14 protein-coding genes are annotated in these 20665 nt (G+C 67.7%); 5 read left to right on the plus strand and 9 right to left on the minus strand.

All coding sequences use genetic code 11. The annotated features are described in order from the left end of the window. Positions 1-12 precede the first annotated feature (12 nt). A complete protein-coding gene (gene argA / locus LRH25_RS26960) occupies positions 13-1353 on the minus strand; it encodes an amino-acid N-acetyltransferase (RefSeq protein ID WP_141290057.1) in 1341 nt (446 codons plus the stop codon). A gap of 125 nt (positions 1354-1478) precedes the next feature. Here argA and hrpA point away from each other — a divergent pair, with 125 nt between their 5' ends. Next, positions 1479-5528 carry an ATP-dependent RNA helicase HrpA gene (hrpA, locus tag LRH25_RS26965; RefSeq protein ID WP_375142189.1) on the plus strand — a complete coding sequence of 1350 codons (4050 nt, stop codon included), beginning with the start codon at positions 1479-1481 and terminating at the stop codon, positions 5526-5528. A gap of 10 nt (positions 5529-5538) precedes the next feature. On the opposite strand, the gene LRH25_RS26970 is transcribed toward hrpA, so the two are convergent. After that, complete coding sequence (locus LRH25_RS26970) at positions 5539-6282, minus strand: SDR family oxidoreductase (protein ID WP_141287377.1); 744 nt, start codon at positions 6280-6282, stop codon at positions 5539-5541. A 111-nt stretch (positions 6283-6393) separates the two neighbouring features. On the opposite strand from LRH25_RS26970, the gene LRH25_RS26975 reads away from it, so the two are divergent. Then, positions 6394-7317 carry an AraC family transcriptional regulator gene (locus LRH25_RS26975; protein ID WP_141287376.1) on the plus strand — a complete coding sequence of 308 codons (924 nt, stop codon included), beginning with the start codon at positions 6394-6396 and terminating at the stop codon, positions 7315-7317. On the opposite strand, the gene serB is transcribed toward LRH25_RS26975, so the two are convergent. Continuing rightward, positions 7310-8023, minus strand: a complete 714-nt coding sequence (serB, locus tag LRH25_RS26980) for a phosphoserine phosphatase SerB (RefSeq protein ID WP_141287375.1) — start codon at positions 8021-8023, stop codon at positions 7310-7312. The two genes, LRH25_RS26975 and serB, sit on opposite strands and share 8 nt — an antisense overlap. Between serB and LRH25_RS26985 the strand changes: the two genes are divergently transcribed. Then, the gene (locus LRH25_RS26985) at positions 8022-10607 is read left to right on the plus strand and encodes a DUF3772 domain-containing protein (RefSeq protein WP_141287374.1); all 2586 of its coding nucleotides are present in this window, start codon (positions 8022-8024) and stop codon (positions 10605-10607) included. The two genes, serB and LRH25_RS26985, sit on opposite strands and share 2 nt — an antisense overlap. Before the next feature lie 21 nt (positions 10608-10628). Here LRH25_RS26985 and mfd read toward each other — a convergent pair whose 3' ends face one another. From mfd to LRH25_RS27005, 4 genes are all read right to left on the minus strand, one after another. After that, positions 10629-14090, minus strand: coding sequence for a transcription-repair coupling factor (gene mfd, locus LRH25_RS26990; RefSeq protein WP_231012871.1), 3462 nt, complete (start codon positions 14088-14090; stop codon positions 10629-10631). Between the two features lie 121 nt (positions 14091-14211). Further along, positions 14212-15114: a helix-turn-helix domain-containing protein gene (locus tag LRH25_RS33210; protein ID WP_170201188.1), complete on the minus strand. Its 903-nt coding sequence runs from the start codon at positions 15112-15114 to the stop codon at positions 14212-14214. Further along, positions 15098-15646, minus strand: a complete 549-nt coding sequence (locus LRH25_RS27000; RefSeq protein WP_231012872.1) for a hypothetical protein — start codon at positions 15644-15646, stop codon at positions 15098-15100. The genes LRH25_RS33210 and LRH25_RS27000 overlap by 17 nt, the downstream gene beginning before the upstream one ends. 15 nt (positions 15647-15661) lie before the next feature. Next, positions 15662-16552, minus strand: coding sequence for a hypothetical protein (locus LRH25_RS27005; protein WP_141288273.1), 891 nt, complete (start codon positions 16550-16552; stop codon positions 15662-15664). A gap of 242 nt (positions 16553-16794) precedes the next feature. Here LRH25_RS27005 and ispD point away from each other — a divergent pair, with 242 nt between their 5' ends. Continuing rightward, positions 16795-17898 carry a 2-C-methyl-D-erythritol 4-phosphate cytidylyltransferase gene (gene ispD / locus LRH25_RS27010; protein WP_141288274.1) on the plus strand — a complete coding sequence of 368 codons (1104 nt, stop codon included), beginning with the start codon at positions 16795-16797 and terminating at the stop codon, positions 17896-17898. Then, on the plus strand, positions 17895-18389 hold the full coding sequence (gene ispF / locus LRH25_RS27020) for a 2-C-methyl-D-erythritol 2,4-cyclodiphosphate synthase (protein ID WP_141288275.1): 495 nt from the start codon (positions 17895-17897) through the stop codon (positions 18387-18389). Before ispD ends, ispF begins: the two co-directional genes overlap by 4 nt. On the opposite strand, the gene LRH25_RS27025 is transcribed toward ispF, so the two are convergent. Further along, complete coding sequence (locus tag LRH25_RS27025) at positions 18390-19712, minus strand: sensor histidine kinase family protein (protein WP_375140584.1); 1323 nt, start codon at positions 19710-19712, stop codon at positions 18390-18392. 187 nt (positions 19713-19899) lie between these two features. Then, positions 19900-20634, minus strand: a complete 735-nt coding sequence (gene ompR / locus LRH25_RS27030) for an osmolarity response regulator transcription factor OmpR (RefSeq protein WP_141288276.1) — start codon at positions 20632-20634, stop codon at positions 19900-19902. Positions 20635-20665 lie beyond the last annotated feature (31 nt).

Here is a 20665-nt window from a genome sequence, read left to right on the forward strand (position 1 = left end):
GAATGCCGGGCTTCAGCCCAGCTTCTTGATCATCACTTGGGAGCGACGGTCCCAGTTGTATTTGCGCTTGCGGGCCTCGGGCAGCCAATCGGGATCGACCTGCACGAAACCGCGCTTGATGAACCAGTGCATGGTGCGCGTGGTCAGCACGAAGATGGTGTCCATGCCCATCTGCCTCGCGCGCTGCTCCACGCGCTTGAGAATCTTGTCGCCATCGCCCTGGCCTTGCACCTGCGGCGAAACCGTCAGCGCGGCCATTTCTCCGGTGCGCGCTTCGGGGTAGGGATACAGCGCAGCGCAGCCAAAAATCACGCCGTCGTGTTCGATCACCGTGTAGTTGGTAATGTCGCGTTCGATTTCGGTACGGTCGCGTTTGACCAGCGTGCCGTCGCGCTCGAATGGCTCGATCAACTGCAGGATGCCGCCGACGTCGTCGGAGCCCGCTTCGCGCAGGCTTTCGAGTTTTTCATCGACCACCATGGTGCCGATGCCATCGTGGGTGAATACCTCCATCAGCAGTGCGCCATCGGTGGCAAACGGCAGGATGTGAGAACGCTCTACGCCGCCGTGGCAGGCATTCACGCAATGCTTGAGATAAAACGCCGTGTCGGTGGGCTGCATCGGTGCCGGCAGGGCATTCAGCAGGCGCTCGGCTTCGGCCAGCGAGAGCTCGGTGTCAATCGCACTTTCCGGATCGGAAATTTGCTCGCGAATACCGGGTATCTCGGTCATGAAAAGCAGCTTGTCGGCCTGCAGCGCAATCGCGGTTTGGGTGGCCACGTCTTCCATCGAGAGATTGAAGGCTTCACCTGTGGGCGAAAAGCCAAAAGGCGAGAGCAGCACCATCGCGCCAATGTCGATCGCCCGGCGTATCGACGCTGCGTCCACCTTGCGCACCACGCCGCTGTGAATGAAATCCACGCCGTCGACAATGCCGACCGGCCGTGCCGTCAGGAAATTGCCTGACACCACCCTGACGGTGGAATTCGCCATCGGCGTATTCGGCAAGCCCTGGGAAAACGCCGCTTCGATCTCGAAGCGCAATTGGCCGGCGGCCTCCTGCGCGCAATCCAGCGCCACGCTGTCGGTCACCCGCATGCCATGCGAGAACACCGAGGCATGGCCTTTGGCGGCCAGTTGCTCGTTGACCTGCGGCCGGAAGCCATGCACCAGCACCAGCCGCACGCCCATGGCCTGCAGGATGGCCATGTCCTGCGCAAAAAAATTGAGTTTCCCCGCCGCAATCAGCTCCCCGGTCATGCCGACGACAAAGGTCTTGCCGCGGTAAGCATGGATATGGGGCGCCACCGAGCGAAACCAGGGCACGAAGGTATGGGGAAAGACAAGATCCATCACGGGGCGGATTGTGCCGCAGCTGCCGTCGCCGTCCTTGGAAAGGGCTTGCTCGGTGGCGCGTCGACAAGGACACGACGGGTTCGCAGGACCGGACTTGCCCGGCGCGGGATAATCCGCGCCTCGTGAATCGACAAGCCTCCCCTCCCAATCCCACCGCCGACGCGCCCGCCGCCCCTGCTGCGGACACTGCCGCCACCCCCGCTGCCGCGAGGCCGCCGCGTCCGCCCCGCACCGAGCGTGCAGAGCGCAGCGAAGCCCGTGAACCCCGCGAGGCGCGAGCTGTGCGCGAAGCCCGCCCTCCGCGCCCGGCCAATCCGGTGCCGCCCATCCGCTATCCCGAATCGCTGCCGGTCTCCGGCCGGCGCGAGGAGATTGCGCGCGCGCTGCAGCAGCACCAGGTCATCATCGTCTGCGGCGAGACCGGCTCGGGCAAGACCACGCAGTTGCCGAAGATCGCGATGGAACTGGGCCGTGGCCTGGGGGCTGGCGGCAAGGGCCTGATCGGCCACACCCAGCCGCGGCGCATTGCCGCGAGCTCGGTGGCCAAGCGCATTGCCGAGGAGCTGAATTCGCCGCTGGGCGAGGTGGTGGGCTACAAGGTGAGGTTCCAGGATCGATTGCAAGCAGGGGCATCCGTCAAGTTGATGACGGACGGCATCCTGCTGGCCGAGACGCAGACCGACCCACTGCTCAAGGCCTACGACACGCTGATCATCGACGAGGCGCACGAGCGCAGCCTCAACATCGATTTCCTGCTCGGCTACCTGCGCCAGATCCTGCCGCGCCGGCCCGACCTGAAGATCGTCGTGACCTCGGCGACCATCGATGCGGACCGCTTCGCCAGGCACTTCGAATCCATCCACGGCCCGGCGCCGACCATCATGGTCAGCGGCCGCACCTTCCCGGTCGAGCAGCGCTGGCGGCCCTTCGAGGAAAAGAAGGACTTCGACCTCAACGATGCCATCGCCGACGCGGTCGACGAACTCTGGCGCGAGGCCCGTGGCGACATCCTGGTCTTCCTGCCTGGCGAGCGAGAAATTCGCGAAGCAGCCGATCATTTGCGCAAGCACCTGGCGCACCAGCCGCTGCACCGGGACGCCGACATCCTGCCGCTGTTTGCGCGCCTCTCGCAGACGGAGCAGGACCGCGTTTTCGAGGCCGGCAATGGCCATCGCATCGTGCTGGCCACCAACGTGGCCGAGACCTCGCTGACGGTGCCCGGCATTCGCTACGTGATCGACTCCGGCCAGGCGCGCGTGAAGCGCTACAGCTACCGCAACAAAGTCGAGCAGCTGCAGGTCGAGTCCATCAGCCAGGCGGCCGCCAATCAGCGCGCCGGCCGCTGTGGTCGCGTGGCCAACGGCATCTGCGTGCGGCTTTACGACGAGAAGGATTTCAACGAGCGCCCGCGCTTCACCGACCCCGAAATCCTGCGCTCCTCGCTGGCCGGCGTGATCCTGCGCATGAAGGGCCTGCGGCTGGGCGACGTGGAGGAATTCCCTTTCCTCGAAGCGCCGCCGAAGAAGGCGATTGCCGACGGCTACGCGCTGCTTGGTGAACTGGGCGCGGTGGACGATGCCAACGTGCTCACGCGCATTGGCCAGGAGCTCTCGCGCCTGCCGCTGGACCCGCGCGTGGGCCGCATGATCCTGGAAGCCCGCTCGCGCGAAGCACTGAGCGAGGTGCTGATCATTGCGTCCGCGCTCAGCGTGCAGGACGTGCGCGACCGGCCGCTGGAAGCGCAGCAGGCGGCAGACGAAAAGCACAAGAAGTTCGACGATGAGAAGTCGGAATTCATGGGCTACCTGAAGCTGTGGAAGTGGATAGAAGAAGGCCGTGGACAGCACGGCCATGCTGCGCAGGCCGGCCAGCAGATTGACTCGCACAAGCTCAGCAACCGCCAGCAGGAACAGCGCCTGCGCGACAGCTTCGTCAACCCGCGCCGCGTGCGCGAGTGGCGAGACATCCATTCCCAGCTTCACACCGTCGTCGCCGAACAAGGCTGGCGCATCAACGGCAGCCCTGCGACCTACGAGCAGCTGCACCTGGCGATGATGGCCGGCCTCTTGGGCAACATCGGCCTGAAGGCGGACGATGACGAGTTCTACCTTGGCGCCCGCGGCATCAAGTTCTGGCGCCACCCGGGCGCACACCTGAGCAAGAAACCGGGCCGCTGGATCGTTGCGGCCGAGCTGGTCGAGACCACGCGCCTGTTCGGCCGCGGCCTTGCGAACATCGAGCCCCAGTGGATTCCGCAGATCGCCGGGCATTTGCTCAAGGTCCAGCTGCTGGAGCCGCACTGGGAGAAGAAGGCGGCCGAGGTCATTGCGCTGGAGCGCGCCACGCTTTACGGCATCGTCGTCTACAGCAATCGGCGCGTGAACTTCGGCAATGTGGACGCGAAGCTGGCGCGGGAGATCTTCATCCGCGAAGCGCTGGTCAACGGCGAGTGGGACAGCAAGCTGCCCTTCCTCGCGCACAACCGCAAGATGATCGCGCAGGTCGAGGAACTGGAGCACAAGTCGCGCCGGCAGGACGTGCTGGTCGACGACGAATTGATCTACGCCTACTACGACGCGCAGCTGCCGGGCGACATCGTCAGCGGCCACAGCTTCGAGCGCTGGTTTCGCGAGGCCCAGCGCGGGCAGCCCGAGCTGCTGCGCCTCACGCGCGAAGAGCTGATGCGCCACGAGGCGGCCGGCATCACCACGAACGCCTTCCCGAAAACGCTGCGCATGGGCGGTGTGGACTGCGTCGCGACCTACCTGCACCAGCCGCAGGACCCAAAAGACGGTGTGACCGTCAGCGTGCCGATCTACGCGCTGAACCAGGTCAGCGAAGATCGCTGCGAGTGGCTGGTGCCCGGCATGCTGGAAGCCAAGGTGCTGGCGCTGGTGAAGAGCCTGCACCAGCGCCCGCGCTCGCGCCTGGTGCCGCTGCCGGAGTTCGTGGCCGAGTTCTGCGCGAGCGCGCCGTTCGCGCAGGGCAACCTGGTGGACGTGCTGCTGAAGGCCGTGCGTGAGCGCAGCCAGATCGCCGTGCAGCGCAACGACTTCAAACTGGAGCAACTCGCGCCGCACCTGTTCATGAATTTCCGCGTGGTGGACGAACATGGTCGCCAGCTCGGCATGGGCCGCCAGCTCGCCACGTTGAAGGCCGAACTCGGTGGCCAGGCACGCTCCGCGTTCCAGGCCCTGGCCTCGCTGAAGCTGGGCGCCGCCGCGGTGGCAGCACCTCAGCCGCAGACCATTGCAACGCCTTCGGGTGGCAAGGCCGTGGTCGCGGGCATCAAGGCGGCACCACCGCCGCCGGCCGACACGGCTCCCGCCAGACACACCAGCTGGACCTTCGGCGAGCTGCCCGAGCTGATGGAGATCCGCAAGGCCGGCCAGACGCTGATCGGCTTCCCGGCGCTGATCGACAAGAACACGCACGTCGAGATCGAAGTTTTTGACGAACCAGATGTGGCCGCGGCCAAGCATCGCGCCGGCCTGCGTCGCCTGGTGGGGCTGCAGCTCAAGGAGCCACTGAAGTACCTGGAGAAAAACATCCCGGACCTGACGCAGATGGCCGTGGCCTACATGCCGCTGGGCACGGCCGACGAACTGAAAGCGCAGATCATCGATGTGGCGCTGGAGCGGGCCTTCCTGCAGGACCCGCTGCCGCAGAACGCGCAGGCCTTCAACCAGCGCCTGGAAACCGGCCGCACCCGGCTGAACCTGATCGCACAGGAAGTGGCGCGCCTGGCCGGCAGCATCCTTGTCGACTACGCCGCCGCCTTGCGCAAGCTCAAGGACGCCCGCGCGCCCAAGGAGGTGAGCGACGACATCACCGGCCAACTGCAGCGCCTGATGCCCAAGCGCTTCGTGGCTGTCACGCCTTACCCGCAGTTGCAGCATTTCAGCCGCTACCTGAAGGGCATCGTGATGCGGCTGGACAAGCTGCGTGCCGACCCCGCGCGCGACAGCCAGCGCCTGGCCGAACTGCGCCCGCTGGAGCAGCGCTACACGCGCCGCCTGGCCGAACTCAAAGGCCAGGCCGACGCGCGGTTTGACGACTTCCGCTGGCAGCTGGAAGAACTGCGCATCAGCCTGTTTGCACAGGAGCTGCGCACGCCGCAGCCGGTGTCGGCGAAGCGTTTGGAGAAGACCTGGGCCCAGCTGACCAGTTGAGCTTCAGGTCTTAGCCGGCCTCGGTCAACGCGACGGCATCGGCACCGGCGGGCAGGCGCATCGGCGTCGACGGATCGGTCGCCGCGCGCCACACCGCTTCGGCCACGTCCTCAGCGTGCGTGACGGGCGTGGACATGCTGCGCACGCTGGCGAACACCTGCTGCGTGAACTCGGCATAGGCTTCCGACACGCCTTGCATGCGCGACTGGGCGTTTTCGCCAAAGCGCGTGCTGGGTGCGCGGCCCGGCAGCACCAGGCAGGCCCGCACGTTGAACGGCTGCAGCTCCAGCGCCAGGGATTCGGTGAACGCGTTCACAGCCGCCTTGCTCGCGGTGTAGACCGACAGCAGGGGCAGCGATTTCAAGGTCACGCTGGATGTGACGTTGACGATCACACCGGACTTGCGCAGCCGGAACTGCGGCAGGAAGGCCTGGGTCATCGCAATCGTGCCCAGGGTGTTGGTTTCGAAGACCTCGCGGGCGGTGGCCATCGCGGTGGCTTCCAGGGCCGACAGCACGCCGATGCCAGCGTTGTTGACCAGCACGTCGATCGGCCCGGCTGCCGCCACCGCATGGTGGATGCTTGCCGGGTCGGTGACGTCCAGTGCGAGCACGCGCAGCCGCTCGGACGGCGGCAGCACGTCTTCGCGGGGCGTGCGCATCGTGGCAATGACCTGCCAGCCCTGGGCCAGGAAGTGGCGGGCGATTTCAAGGCCGAAACCGGATGAGCAGCCGGTGATCAGGATCGTTTTCATGGGAACTCCTTCGGGACATGAGCGAGGGGTGGACGATGGCGAGATGATGTGTCGCCATCGCCGGACTTGCTACATTCAACAGTCCGCCAATCAATTCCGAGAGTCCTGTTCATGGTCGATCCCCTGTCCGAGGTCGTCGCTTTGCTGCAGCCCGGCACGCCGTTCTCCAAGGTCGTCAGTGGCGCGGGGCCCTGGCGTGTTCGCCGCACGGAGGCCGGCAGGCCGTTCTATTGCGCCGTGCTCGAAGGCGCTTGCCAGCTCTCGGTCCAGGCGCAGGCGGCGATCACCTTGCAGGCCGGTGACTTCGTGCTGATTCCCTCGGCGCACGGCTTCGCCATGTCCAGCATCGAGCCGCCGACCTGGGAGGGAGACGATCCGCCGCCGGTGCAACTGGGCCAGGGCGAGTTCAGGCTGGGCAGGCCAGGCGGCGAGCCCGATGTTCGCCACCTCATCGGCTACTGCAGCTTCGGTTCGCCGGATGCCGCCTTGTTGGTGTCGCTGCTGCCTGAGCTGGTGCATGTGCGCGGCGAGCCCAGGCTGTCCACGCTGGTGCAGCTGGTGGGCGACGAATGCCGTGCGCAGCGGCCCGCGCGCGAGGTGGTGCTGGCGAGGCTGCTGGAAGTGCTGCTGATCGAAGCGCTGAGGTCTTCGGCAGACACTGGTGCGTCGCCCGGCCTGCTGCGCGGCCTGGCCGACTGCCGGCTTGCCTCGGCCATCCGCGGCATGCACGAGCATCCCACTCAGGCCTGGACGGTGGTGCAACTGGCCAAGCTTGCGGCACTGTCGCGCTCGGCGTTCTTCGAGCGCTTCAGCCGCGCGGTGGGCGTGGCGCCCATGGCCTATCTGCTGGCCTGGCGCATGGCGCTTGCCAAAGACCTGCTGCGGCGCAGCGCGGCGGGCGTTGCCGAGGTGGCTCAGCGCGTGGGCTACAGCTCGGCCAGCACGTTCAGCGTGGCCTTCACCCGCCATGTGGGCCTGTCGCCCGCGCGTTATGCCCGCGAGCGGCAGCCCTCGGAAGAAGTGCCGGTTACTTGAGGACGGCCAGCAGGCGGTCCATGCCGCCTTCGGTCAGGCTCAGCACCGCGCGTTCGCGCACCGCGGGCTTGGCATGGAAGGCGACCGACAGGCCCACGGCTTCCATCATCGGCAGGTCGTTGGCGCCGTCGCCCACGGCAATGGCCTGCGATGGCGCGATGCCCATCAGGTCGCACACGTCCAGCACCGTGCGGCGTTTCTGCTCGCCGTCGACGATGTCGCCCCAGGGCTGGTCGACCATGCGGCCGGTGAGTTGCTCGCCGTCCATCTCCAGCACGTTGGCCCGCGCGAAGTCCAGCTTCAGCCGGCCGCGCACAACGTTGGAGAAAAAGGTGAAACCGCCGGAAACCAGCAGCGTGCGAAGACCGGCCTTCTGCAGCGCAGCCACGAAGCTCGCCACGCCGGGGTTGAGCTGCAAGCGCTCGTCCAGCACGCGCTGCAGGTCGGCCCGGTTCACGCCCTTCAGCAGTGCCACGCGCTGGCGCAGGCTGGCCTTGTAGTCGGTGATCTCGCCACGCATCGCGGCCTCGGTGATGGCGGCCACCTCGGCCTTGCGGCCGACTGCGGCGGCAATCTCGTCCACGCACTCGATGTTGATCAGCGTGGAGTCCATGTCGAAGGCCGCGAGCCGGTAGTCGGCCAGGGCAAGAGAGGACTGGGCGCCGGCGCGCAGCAACAAACCGGGGGCGACTTCGGTGGCGGTCATGGTTGAATTTGAGGTCTGGTCCGACAGCCGGATCGGCCACGGCCCGGCATTATCCGGCACCGTGTTTGAGGTGAAGCGCGCGCTGGTGCGCCGCAGGAGTGAAGATTTGAAGAATCGATGGCAGGCCCAGGTGGCAGGACGCGGCTGGGCCGGTGTGCTGAGTTTGTTTGTGCTGTGCGGCGCGTTGCTGGCCGCAGGCTGGGTCCACGCCCAGGGGCCGACGCAGAATGCGGACACCTCGCTGGACGCGACACGTCTGGCACTGGACAGGATCTCGCGCCAGCTGGATGCGGACAAGCTCGCTGACGGTGAGCTCACCGGCCTGCGCAAGAACCTGTTGACGCTGCAGCAAGGCGCCCAGCAGATCGCCATCGATCAGGCGCCTGAGCTGGCCAGCGCCCAGGCGCGGCTGGCCGAGCTGGGCCCCGTGCCGGCCGAGGGTGGCGAGGCGCCGGACGTTGCCAAGCAGCGTCGCAGCGTCGAGCAATCGGTGTCGGAGCTGGATGCGCGGGTGAAGCTTGCGCGGCTGCTGGCGGTCGAGAGCGAACAGTTGGCCGACAAGGCCGCCGACCTGGCGCGCACCCGTTTCCAGGCCCATCTCTTCGAGCGCACTGACTCGCTGCTGTCGCAAGGCTATTGGCAGGACCTGGGCACCAGCCTGGCGCGGGACGGCAGCCGGTTGAGCGGCGTGCTCACCCAGGTGGCCGCCGCTGCAGCCGCCACGCCTGGCTGGACGATGCTGGCACTGGTGCTGCTGGTGGCGGGCGCGGTTGTCCTGCGGCTCTGGCTGGTGCGCGTGCTGACACGCTTCGAGGTCGAACATGTGCCGCGCGGGCGCGTGCGGCGCTCGTCGTTCGCGCTGGTGTATGCCTTGCTGGCGATGCTGGTGCCCGGTGTGCTGGCTTTTGCCGTGGCCGTGCTGCTGGACGCCGGGCCCGGTGGCAGCGCCGGTTTGCGCGCCTTCTTCGGCAGCCTCGTCGGCGCCAGTTGTTTCTCCGCCTACATCGCGGGCATCAGCCAGGCGGTGCTGTCGCCCAAGCGTGCCTCCTGGCGCATGCTTCCCGTGCCGGACACCGTCGCCCGCGGGCTGCGCGCCTACCCCTTGATGCTTGGCCTGATCACCTTCTTCGGCTGGTTTGCGCAGCAAGTGGCAGGCCTGGCGCAATCGGACCTGGCCACCGTCGTGGCGATCAACACTGGCTACGCGCTGCTGCTCGGCATGCTGATGGCCAGCGCGTTGCGCCGCGGTGGCCGGCTGCACCGGCTGTCGGGCAACGATCCGGCAGGCGAGCAGGGCGGCAACGCACCGTCCAAGCCGCTGTGGCTGACCTTCTGCGCTGGTGCGCTGTGGCTGTTGCTGGTGCTCAGCCTGGCGGGCATGCTGATGGGCTACATCGCGCTGGGTGCCTTCGTGGTGCGCCAGGTCGCCTGGGTGCTGATCCTCGCGCTCAGCGCCTATGTGCTGACAGCCGTGATCGACGACCTGGCCAACGACTGGCTGGTGCCCGAGGCGGAGAAGCAGCAGGCCGAAGCCGATGACTGCGGCGACCCGGCCGATGCGCGCCTGGCGGCAGCCGGTGGCCGCAGGCTGCAGGTGGCGCTGGTGCTGTCGGCCGCGCTGCGGCTGACCATCGTGCTGGTGGCCCTGGTGCTGGTGCTGGCGCCGTTTGGCGAGGGCCCGCGCGAGCTGTTCCAGCGAAGCAATCAATTGTTGATGGGCATCACCATCGGCGAGCTGCAGGTCAAGCCGACGGCGGTGCTGCAGGCGGTGCTGGTCTTCCTGCTGGCGTCCACCGTGCTGCGTGCACTCAAGCGTTGGACCACCGAGCAGTTCCTGCCGGCCACTTCGCTGGACGCCGGCATGCGCACCTCGGTGACCACGCTGCTGGGCTTCATCGGCACGGTGATCGCCATCGCGCTGTCGCTGTCGGCCGTGGGGCTGGCACTGGAGAAGGTGGCCTGGATCGCCAGCGCGCTGTCGGTGGGCATCGGCTTTGGCCTGCAGGCGGTGGTGTCGAACTTCGTCTCCGGCCTGATCCTGCTGGCCGAGCAGCCGGTGAAGGTGGGCGACTGGGTGGCGCTGGGCGGCGTGGAGGGCGACATCCGGCGCATCAGCGTGCGCGCCACCGAGATCGAGATGGGCGACCGCTCCACTGTCATCGTGCCGAACTCGGAGTTCATCACGAAGGTGGTGCGCAATGTGACGCGCCACAGCCCGCTGGGCCTGGTGCAGATCAAGCTGCCGATGCCGCTGTCCAGCACCGATCCGGACAAGGTCACCGAGCTGTTGCTCGCGGCCTTCGTCGAACATCCCGACGTGCTGGAACAGCCGGAGCCCAGCGTCTTCATCGACGCCGTTGCCGACGGCAGCCTGGTCTTCAATGTGAGCGGTTTCGTGAATTCGCCGCGCAACGCCTACAAGGTGCGCAGCGCGCTGCTCTACGTCGTCCTGCGCCAGCTTCGCGAGGCTGGCCAGCCGATCTGGCGCGCGCCGTCCATGGTGCTGAGAGATGCCCCGCCGCCTGCCGCGCCGGACCCAGGCATCCAGACCAGCGTTCGCGGTACCCCGGACACGCCCGCCTGACCGTTCGGCGCGCAGCGCGAGTCAGCGCGGCTGTGGCGTCGGCGTGCCCAGCTGGCGCAGCAGTTCGCGCATGTACTGCGCGCGGTCGCGGGCTTCGGTCAGCTCGCGGTCGATGCGCAGCTTGTCGTTGCCCACCAGCTTGATGTGCCGGTTCTTCTGCACCAGTTCGATGATCTTCATGCCGTCGATCGGCGGGTTGGGCCGGAAGGTGATGTTCATCAGCTTCGGGCTGGCGTCGATCTTCAGCACGCCGTAAGGCTTGGCCAGCAGCCGCAGCCGGTGCGTGTCGAACAGCGTCTGGCCCTGGGTCGGCAGCTTGCCGAAACGGTCGGTCACCTCTTCGAGCAGCCGGTCCAGCTGGTCGGCCTTCTCGGCGCTGGCCAGGCGCTTGTAGAGGTTCAGCCGGGTGTGCACGTCGCCGCAGTAGGCGTCCGGCAGCAGCGCGGGGCTGTGCAGGTTGATCTCGGTGGTGGCGCCGAACACGGCGCTCTGCGGGCTCAGCAGGTCCGGCACTTCGTTGTTCTTCAGCGCCCGTACGGCTTCGCTCAGCATTTCGTTGTAGAGCTGGAAGCCGACCTCCATCATGTTGCCGCTCTGGTTGTCGCCCAGCACCTCGCCGGCACCGCGGATCTCCAGGTCGTGCATGGCCAGGTAGAAGCCCGAGCCCAGCTCTTCCATTTCCTGGATCGCTTCGAGGCGCTGCGCGGCCTGCTTGGTCAGGCCTTCCACGTCCGGCACCAGCAGGTAGGCGTAGGCCTGGTGGTGGCTGCGGCCCACGCGGCCGCGCAGCTGGTGCAGCTGCGCCAGGCCGAACTTGTCGGCCCGGCTGATGACGATGGTGTTGGCCGAAGGCACGTCGATGCCGGTCTCGATGATGGTCGAGCACAGCAGCACGTTGTGGCGCTGGCTGGTGAACTCGCGCATCACGCGCTCCAGGTCGCGCTCGGGCATCTGGCCGTGCGCCACCGCAATGCGCGCCTCGGGAATCAGCTCTTCCAGCGCCTGGCGCCGGTTCTCGATGGTCTCCACCTCGTTGTGCAGGAAATAGACCTGGCCGCCGCGCTTGAGTTCGCGCAGCACGGCCTCGCGGATGGTGCTCTTGCCCTCGTTGCGCACAAAGGTCTTGATGGCCAGGCGGCGCTGCGGCGCGGTGGCGATCACGCTCAGGTCGCGCAGGCCTTCGAGTGCCATGCCCAGCGTGCGGGGGATGGGCGTGGCCGTCAGCGTCAGCACGTCCACCTCGGCGCGCATGGCCTTGATGGCTTCCTTGTGGCGCACGCCGAAACGGTGTTCCTCGTCGATCACCAGCAGGCCCAGGCGCTTGAACTTCACGTCCTTGCTGAACAGCTTGTGCGTGCCGACGACGATGTCGATGGTCCCGTTCTCTATCCCCTCCAGCGCCGCCTTGATCTCCTTGGCGGTGCGGAAACGGCTCAGCTCCGCGACCTTCACCGGCCACTTGCCGAAGCGGTCGACGATGGTCTGGTAGTGCTGCTCGGCCAGCAACGTGGTGGGCGCCAGCAGGGCCACCTGCTTGCCGCCGATGACTGAGACAAAGGCCGCGCGCAGAGCGACTTCGGTCTTGCCGAAGCCCACGTCGCCGCAGACCAGCCGGTCCATCGGCTTGGGGCTGACCATGTCCTGGATCACCGCATGGATGGCCGCACGCTGGTCGGCAGTCTCCTCGAAGCCGAAGCTGGCGGCGAAGGCCTCGTAGTCGTGCGGTGAGAAGCGGTGCGCCATGCCTTCGCGCGCGGCACGCAGCGCATAGAGGTTCAGCAATTCGGCGGCCGTGTCGCGCACCTGCTCGGCCGCCTTGCGCTTGGCCTTGTCCCATTGCGCCGAGCCCAGCTTGTGCAGCGGCGCTTCTTCGGCGGACACGCCGGTGTAGCGGCTGATCAGGTGCAGCTGGGCGACCGGCACGTAGAGCGTGGCCTTGTCGGCATATTCCAGGTGCAGGAACTCGCTCGGGCCCTCGCCCAGGTCGATGTGGATCAGCCCCAGGTAGCGGCCGATGCCATGCGCCGAATGCACCACCGGGTCGCCGATCTTTAGCTCCGAGAGATCCTTGATCAGCGCTTCGACGTTGCTGGTCTGCTCCTGCTTGCGGCGGCGGCGCGTGGTGGGCGCGCTGGCGAACAGCTCGGTCTCGGTGAGGAACTGGATGGCCTTGCCATCGCCTGGTTCATGCCAGAAGAAACCAGCGGCCAATGGCGCCGCGGTGATGGCCACCTTCTCGCTGCCGGCCTCGAATTCGGCCAGCGAGGCCACGGCCGGCACGTCGATGCGTTGGTCGCGCAGCAGCTCCAGCAAGCTCTCGCGCCGGCCGTCGCTCTCTGCCACCAGCAGCACGCGGTGCGGCGTGCTGGCAATGTGTTTTTCCAGCGCGGCCAGCGGGTCGGTGGCGCCGCGGTCGGCGCTCACGTCCGGCAGCGGCCGGGCCCATTCGACCGGCTCGGTGCCGCGCATCACCAGCGTGGCGTGGGCGCCGGCCAGCGCGAAGAAGTCGTCCACCTTCAGGAAGATGGTTTCGGGCGCGAGGATGGGCCGGTCCGGGTCGTGCTGCAGGAAGCGGTGGCGGTCGCGGGTGTCGGTCCAGAAGCGCTGCAGTGCTTCGTCCACCTCGCCGTGCAGCACGAGGGCGGCCGGCGAGCCGCCGTCCAGGTAGTCGAAGATGGTCGCCGTCTCTTCGAAGAACAGCGGCAGGTAGTACTCGATGCCGGCGGTGGCAATGCCTTGCGCAATGTCCTTGTAGATGCGCGATTTGGTCGGGTCGCCTTCCAGCAGCTCGCGCCAGCGTTGGCGAAACAGCGTGCGGGCCGCCTCGTCCATCGGGAACTCGCGACCCGGCAGCAGCTGCACCGAAGGCACGGGGTACAGGCTGCGCTGGCTGTCCGGGTCGAAGGTGCGGATCGAGTCGATCTCGTTGTCGAACAGGTCCACCCGGTACGGCACCAGCGAGCCCATGGGAAACAGGTCGATCAGCCCGCCGCGCACGGCGTATTCGCCAGGCGACACGACCTGGCTGACATGGTCGTAGCCGGCCAGCGTGAGCTGCCGCTTCAGCCCGGCTTCGTCCAGCTTTTCCTTCTGCTTGAACTGGAAGGTGGTGGCGGCGAGGAAGGAGGGCGGTGCCAGCCGCGTGAGTGCGGTGGTGGCGGGCAGCAGCACCACGTCGACCTCACCGCGGTGGATGCGCCACAGCGTGGCCAACCGTTCGGAGATCAGGTCCTGGTGCGGGCTGAAGGTGTCGTAGGGCAGGGTTTCCCAGTCGGGGAACACGGCCACGCGCAGGCCAGGCGCGAAAAACGGCAGCTCGTCGGCCAGGCGCTGGGCGTCGCTGGGGTCGGCGGTGATGATGCCCAGGCGCCGGCCTTCGGCGGCGCGGGCCTGGGCCACGCGGGCCAGCAGCAGCGCGTCGGCCGAGCCGGGAGGGCGGGGCAGGGTGAATCGTTTCCCGGGGGCGATGACAGGCAGTTGCATGGTGCGAAAAAAGCAAAGCGCCCCGGGTGCGACTGCAGCCGTGGCGTTCAAGCGCCCCGATTCTAGGGAAGCGCTGCGTTCTTCGCTGCCGGCCCCTGGCTTGGAGAGGCTGGCGGGGTGCCTACTCCGGCATCGCACCTGCAACCGCTGCGGCGCGCAGGACTTTTTCGGGGTTGCCAACGCCTGGCGGGCGGCGGGCCAGGTGCCAGTCGATCCAGTCCGGCAAGGCCCGGTCGTCCATGGCGGTGCGCTGCGCCGGGAAGAAGTGAGAGGGCGATGCGCCGTAGGTCTGGGTCCAGACCTTGGCGAAATGCGCCGAGTCGACAAAGCCGGCCTCCAGTGCCACGTCGGTCAGGCGCCTGCCACTGCCCATGAACCGCGCGGCACGTCGGATCTTGTTGGACAGGCTGTAGCGCCGCAGCGGCAAGCCCATGCATTTCGAGAACAGCTGCGACGCGCGGTGCGGCGAGAGGCCCACCGCGCAGGCCACCTCGTCCAGCGAGCAGCAGGGGTTCTCGTCCATCAGCGTCATCATCTGCTGCACCCGCAGGTCCAGCGGCGGTGGCGGCGGAAATTCGCTGGCGACCCGTTCGATGGCCCAGCGCGCCGACTGGTCCAGCTCGCTGCCGTGCAGTTGGCCCTGGTAGAAGGCCTGGGCGACGTGGCGGAACTCGGCGTGGCGGGCCAGGTCCAGTGCGGCGACACCCGGCCACGGGTTGACGCCATGGAAGGCGCGGTATTGCGGGTGGTTGGGCTCCAGGTCGATCAGCACCAGCGGTACCCCACGCGCCAGCAGTCGCTTGCGCACCAGCGGCCGCACCACCAGCAGCTCGCCCTGCACCGTGCCGCGCGCGGTCCAGATCGTCATCGGCTGGCCGCCAAGTGCCAGCACGATGGTGGCTGCATGGCGCTGGCTGGCGCTGACCAGGCCGGCCGCGGCGTACAGGATGCCGTCGCCCAGCAACCGCGCCCGCCCGCGGGGCAGCTCGGCGACGGCTGGCGCCGCTTCAGTTTCGGGGTTCACCACCACCTTGCGCATCCTCGTTCAAGGCCAGCCGCAGGCGCAGCGGCTGGCCGTCCCGCACGACATCCAGCTCGACGGTCGTGACCAGCATCAGCGAGATCATCGAGGTCTCGTCCACGTCGAGATTGGACTCGGTGTCCAGCGTGTAGACATGGTCGCCTGGCAGCAGGCCCAGCCGGGCGTAGACCGTCTCGGGCGCGACGGCCTTGACCTCGAAGCCGCCACGCTCTGACGGCAGCACGCGGACCTGGCGCAGGAACTGCGCGGCGGCCTGTGGGTGCACGGCGCTGAGGCGATTGGGCTCGATGGGCAGGTCGACGGGTTGTGGTGCGGGTGGCGCAGCCGGCGAAGGTGGTGTTTCGCCGCGCGCAAGCTTCTGCGGCACCGCGGCCTGAACCGGCCGCGGCGCAGCCACCACGAAGCGCGGTGCTTCGGGCGCGGCATGGTCGCCAGCCAGCCAGGCCAGCCCTGCGGCTGCCGCAGCCGCGAGGGCTGCAGCAGCGGTCAGGCCGAAGGACGTTCGCAGGGCCATGCGTGTGCAGCTTGCTCAGTTGACGAAGGTCTTGAGCCAGTTCAGCGTGGCATTCAGCTGCCAGGCGGCGGATCCGTTCTGGTAGCCGCTGTCGACCAGCAGGCCGCTGCACTGCGTGCCGTACAGGCCGCCATAGCCCATGAAGCAATGGTCGGCATAGAGGTCCAACACTTCGTAGTCCTTCACGATGTACCAGCCGCTGCCATTCTGGCGAAAACAGGACTGCTGGCCACTGCAGGTCAACCCGGTGACGAGTTGGGCCTGCGAGCGGGCGATGGCCTCGGTGCCGCCGACGAACATGTCGCGCTCGCCGTTGATGATGCGCAGCCGGTCGCCGGGCTGGGTGTGATTGCCGTCGGCAATGCAGGACGACAGGTTGTAGGCCGCGGTGTAGGTCGAGCCGGTGCCCTGGCCGAAGGAGGCGCGCACCCGGGAATCGTAGTTGCGCGAGAGCACCGAGATGATGGAGCCCTGGCTCAGGCCGCCGGTGACGACGCCTTTGGAGCAGTCCGCCTTGGCACGCGAGCACAGCTTGGCGATGGCGCTGTTGACGCTGTTCGCGTCGAAGATGCCCTTGGCCCGGCCGCCGATGATGCTGCAGTTGCCGAAGGTCGCGTTGTCGTACTGCACCGTGGCGGCGACAAAGCCCTTGGCGGCCGCGGCATTCACGGCGGCGCTGGCCCAGGCGCTGTTGTAGGACTCGCCGGTGCCGCCAATGTGCACGTAGACCGGGTATTTGCCCGAGGCGGTGGGTTCCTTGCCGGCGATGTTGTAGCTGGCGCCGTTGGTGTAGGTCATGCTGAAGCTGGTCTGCGCCTGGGCGGTGTGGGCGGCCAGCAGCGCGCTGCCGGCAAGCGTGAGCAGGCGCAGCGGGCGCAGGGTCTGGCGGTTCAGGGAACGGTTCATTCGTGTCTCCTTCGCAGGGCATCTTGTGGGGGAACGCAGCGGATTCTTGGCACCGTGCCTGGGGCGGACTTGTACCGAGATGACATGCCGCCTCAGGGAATGCCCGCCGATGGCAACCAGTCGCAACAAGCGGGCACCAGGCGGGAGCGCATTCTGTTCAGGCCTGCTGCGGGTGCACTTGCATTGGCATGACATGCCAGGCCAGGGACTTCCCTGTGCAGCCTTTCCCTAGAATCGGGTCTATGAATTCAATGACCATCGGCAGCGTGCCGCGTTGCTTTGCGCTGGTGCCCTGCGCTGGCGCTGGCCGCCGCGCCGGCAGCCACAACCCCAAGCAATACGAGCCGGTCGCTGGCCGGCCGCTGGTGGCCCACACGCTGGCCGCCTTGGCCGGCGTGGCCCGCATCGAGGCCACGCTGGTGGTGCTGGCGCCGGACGACGAGCAGTTCGATGACGAGTTCCCCGGCCTGGTGGGCGACCGACTCTGGACCGCCAAGGTGGGCGGTGCGACCCGCGCCGAAACCGTGGCCAATGGCCTGGCCGAGCTGAAGATGCGCGGCGTGCAGCCGCACGACTGGGTGCTGGTGCACGACGCGGCGCGCTGCCTGATTCGCGCCGAGTGGGTGGACCGGCTGATCGACACCTGCCACGACGACGAAGTGGGCGGACTGCTGGCATTGCCGTTGGCCGACACACTGAAGGCCGATGCGGACGGCGATGTGCACCCCGAAGCACGGGGCCGCGTGCAGGCCACCGTGCCGCGCGACGGCAAGTGGGCCGCACAGACGCCGCAGATGTTCCGCCTGGGCCTGCTGGCCCCGGCGCTGGCCGCGGCAGACCCGGCGCAGATCACCGACGAGGCCAGCGCCGTCGAGGCCCTGGGCCACCAGCCGCTGCTGGTGCGGGGCGACTACGAGAACTTCAAGGTCACCTGGCCCGGCGACTTTGCGCTGGCCGAGCGGTTGCTGGCATCGGTCAGGCCAGGCCCCGAGATGCGGGCCTTCGTGCCGGCCAAGGACTTCGCGCTGTCGCTGCGCTTCTATGCCGACATCGGCTTCACGAAGGAGTTCGAGCACGGCAACCTGGCGGGCTTCAAGCTGGGCGGCACCGGCTTCCTGCTGCAGGACTTCTACGAGCCGCAGCACGCCGCCAATTTCATGATGCACCTGACGCTGGACGACCTGGACGGCTTCTGGCGCGGCTTGCAGCAGAACGGCGTGGCGGCGCGCTACGGTGTGCGCGTCGAGCCGCCGGAGGAACGCCCCTGGGGCCTGGTCGACATGGTGCTGTTCGACCCCAGCGGCGTCTTGTGGCGCATTGCCCAGCGCATGGAAACGCCGGCATGACGCTGCCCGCACTCCGGATCGGCGAAGGCTGGGACACGCACCAACTCGTCACCGGCAGGCCGCTGGTGTTGGGCGGCATCACCATCCCGCACACGCATGGCCTGCTGGGCCATTCCGACGCCGATGCCCTGCTGCATGCGATCACCGACGCGCTGCTGGGCGCCGCCGCGTTGGGCGATATCGGCAGGCACTTCCCCGACACCGCCGTCGAGTTCAAAGGTGCCGATTCGACCGTGCTGCTGGCCGAGGCCTACCGCCGTGTGCAGGCCGCCGGCTGGCAAGTGGTGAACCTGGACAGCACCATCGTCGCCCAGGCGCCGAAGATGGCGCCGCACATCGGCGCAATGGTTGCGCGCATTGCCGAGGTGCTGGGCATCGACGCCAGCCGGGTCAACGTCAAGGCCAAGACTGCCGAGAAGATGGGGCCGGTGGGCGAGGGACTGGCCATCGAGACCCGCGCGGTCTGCCTGTTGGCTGCTGTCGCGAACTGATCAAGCTCGCCGGAGCCTGATGTGCGCCATCAGGCCGCCGTCGCGCGCGTTGGCCAGTTCGAGTGAGGCGTCGATGCGCTGCAGCGCCTTCTTGACGATGGCCAGGCCCAGGCCGGCGCCGGTGGCGGCGGTGCGGGCGGCGTCGCCGCGGAAGAAAGGCGTGGTCAGCTGGTCCAGCTTTTCAGGCGGCACGCCCTGGCCGTAGTCGCGCACGGTGATGATCACCGTGTCGCCGGCCAGCACATGGCTGACCTTGACCTTGGCCACGCCGGTCTCGATGGTGCGGCCGTAGCGGCGCGCGTTCTCGAACAGGTTGGCGAACACGCGGCCCAGCTCGGTGTCGTCGCCCAGCACGCCCAGCGTGGGCGGCAGGCGAAGCGAGAAGCGGATCTGCGACTGGTCGCGGAAGGCTGCGGCCTCGCGCTCGATCACGCTGCTCAGGTCCACAGGCACCGGGTGCGGATCGTCCGGCCGGGCATAGTCCATGAACTTGTCGATGATCGCGTCGAGCTGGTCGATGTCCAGCGCCATGTTGCGCCGGGCCTCGTCGTCGGCCACGCTGATCTCGGCTTCCAGCCGCAGCCGTGCCAGCGGCGTGCGCAGGTCGTGCGAAATGCCGGCCAGCATCACCGCACGTTCTTCCTCTACCTTGGCCAGCTCGCGCGCCATGCGGTTGAAACCGATGTTGACCGCGCGGATCTCGGTGGTGATGGTGCTTTCGTCCAGCCGCGAGTCGTACTCGCCTTCGCGGATGCGGCTGGCGGCAAACGACAGGTCCTTCAGCGGCCGGTTGATCAAGCGCGCAATGGTCACCGAGCCCAAAACCGTGGCGATCAGCGCGATGCTGACCCAGACAATCCAGGTGCCCGGCGTCAGCGGTTCGACGCGGGCGTATTCGGCCTGCATCCAGTACGGGTCCTGATCGATCTCGAAGCCAACCCACAGCGCAGGCAGACCGTTGACGGTGCGGGCGACCACGGTGCTGGGGCCCAGCCGGGCGCGCAGGTCGTCGGCCACGCGGCGGGTGAAGCGGTCGGTCTCGAAGGCTTCCCACTTGTCGCCCGGCTCGCGCGGCACGATCTTCACAGCCTCTTCCTCGCGCATGGTCTTGACCACCGCGATGCGGTTGATGCCGTCCGAGTAGCGCAGCGCGGCGCGGGAGAGGTTGACCAGGCTGCCGATCTGCTGCGCAGCCTGCACCGCGCGTGGCTCGAATTCAAGCTGGCGCAGCGTCTGCACCCAGGCCAGGATGCCGAAGGAAAGCAGCAGCGCCAGCAGCACGAAAGTGCGCCAGAACAGGTTCAGCGACAGAGGCGCTTTCAGCGGGCCGAGCCGGCGCGGGCGGCGCTTCTTGCTGCTGCCGGCGCTGTTACTGCTGCTGCGCTTGCGCGCAGCCCGGCGTGCCGCACGCGCCTCTGGCGTTTCGGCCGGACGTTCGGAGGGGGCGCCGCCTTGCGGTGCGTCAGGCAGCGTCACGCTTCCCACGGATGGCACTTCACCGGCTCAGTGCTCAGACCATTTCGCTGGGCACGAACACGTAGCCCACGCCCCAGACGGTCTGGATGTAGCGTGGGTTCGACGGGTCGGGCTCCAGCATCTTGCGCAGGCGGGAAATCTGCACGTCCAGGCTGCGGTCGAAGGGCTCGAATTCGCGGCCGCGGGCCAGCTGGGCCAGCTTGTCGCGCGAGAGCGGCTGGCGCGGGTGGCGCACCAGCGCCTTGAGCATCGAGAACTCGCCGGTGGTCAGCGTGATCTGGTCGCCGTCCTTGGTCAGGCGGCGCAGCGAGAGGTCGAATTCAAACGGCCCGAAGCTCACGACCTGTTGTTCCTTGGCCGGCGCGCCTGGCGCTTCCTGCGCCGGGCGGCGGCGCAGCACGGCATGGATGCGGGCCAGCAGCTCGCGTGGGTTGAAGGGCTTGGGCAGGTAGTCGTCCGCACCCACTTCCAGGCCGACGATGCGGTCCACGTCCTCGACCTTGGCGGTCAGCATGATGATGGGCGTCGGGTCGCCGGCGGCACGCAGCCGGCGGCAGATGGACAAGCCGTCTTCGCCGGGCAGCATCAGGTCCAGCACGATCAGGTCGATGGTCTCCCGGGTTTGCAGGCGGTTCAGGGCTTTGGCATCTTCGGCCAGCAGCACGTCGAAACCTTCCTGCGTGAGGTAGCGGCGCAGCAGGTCGCGAATGCGGGCATCGTCATCTACAACGACGATGCGGTCCGGGCGGGTGTTGGCGTGGGTGCTCATGAGCGACTCCCAATTTGTAACAGCGGCGATT

Source organism: Ideonella azotifigens (assembly GCF_021043325.1).
Lineage (GTDB): Bacteria > Pseudomonadota > Gammaproteobacteria > Burkholderiales > Burkholderiaceae_C > Ideonella > Ideonella azotifigens.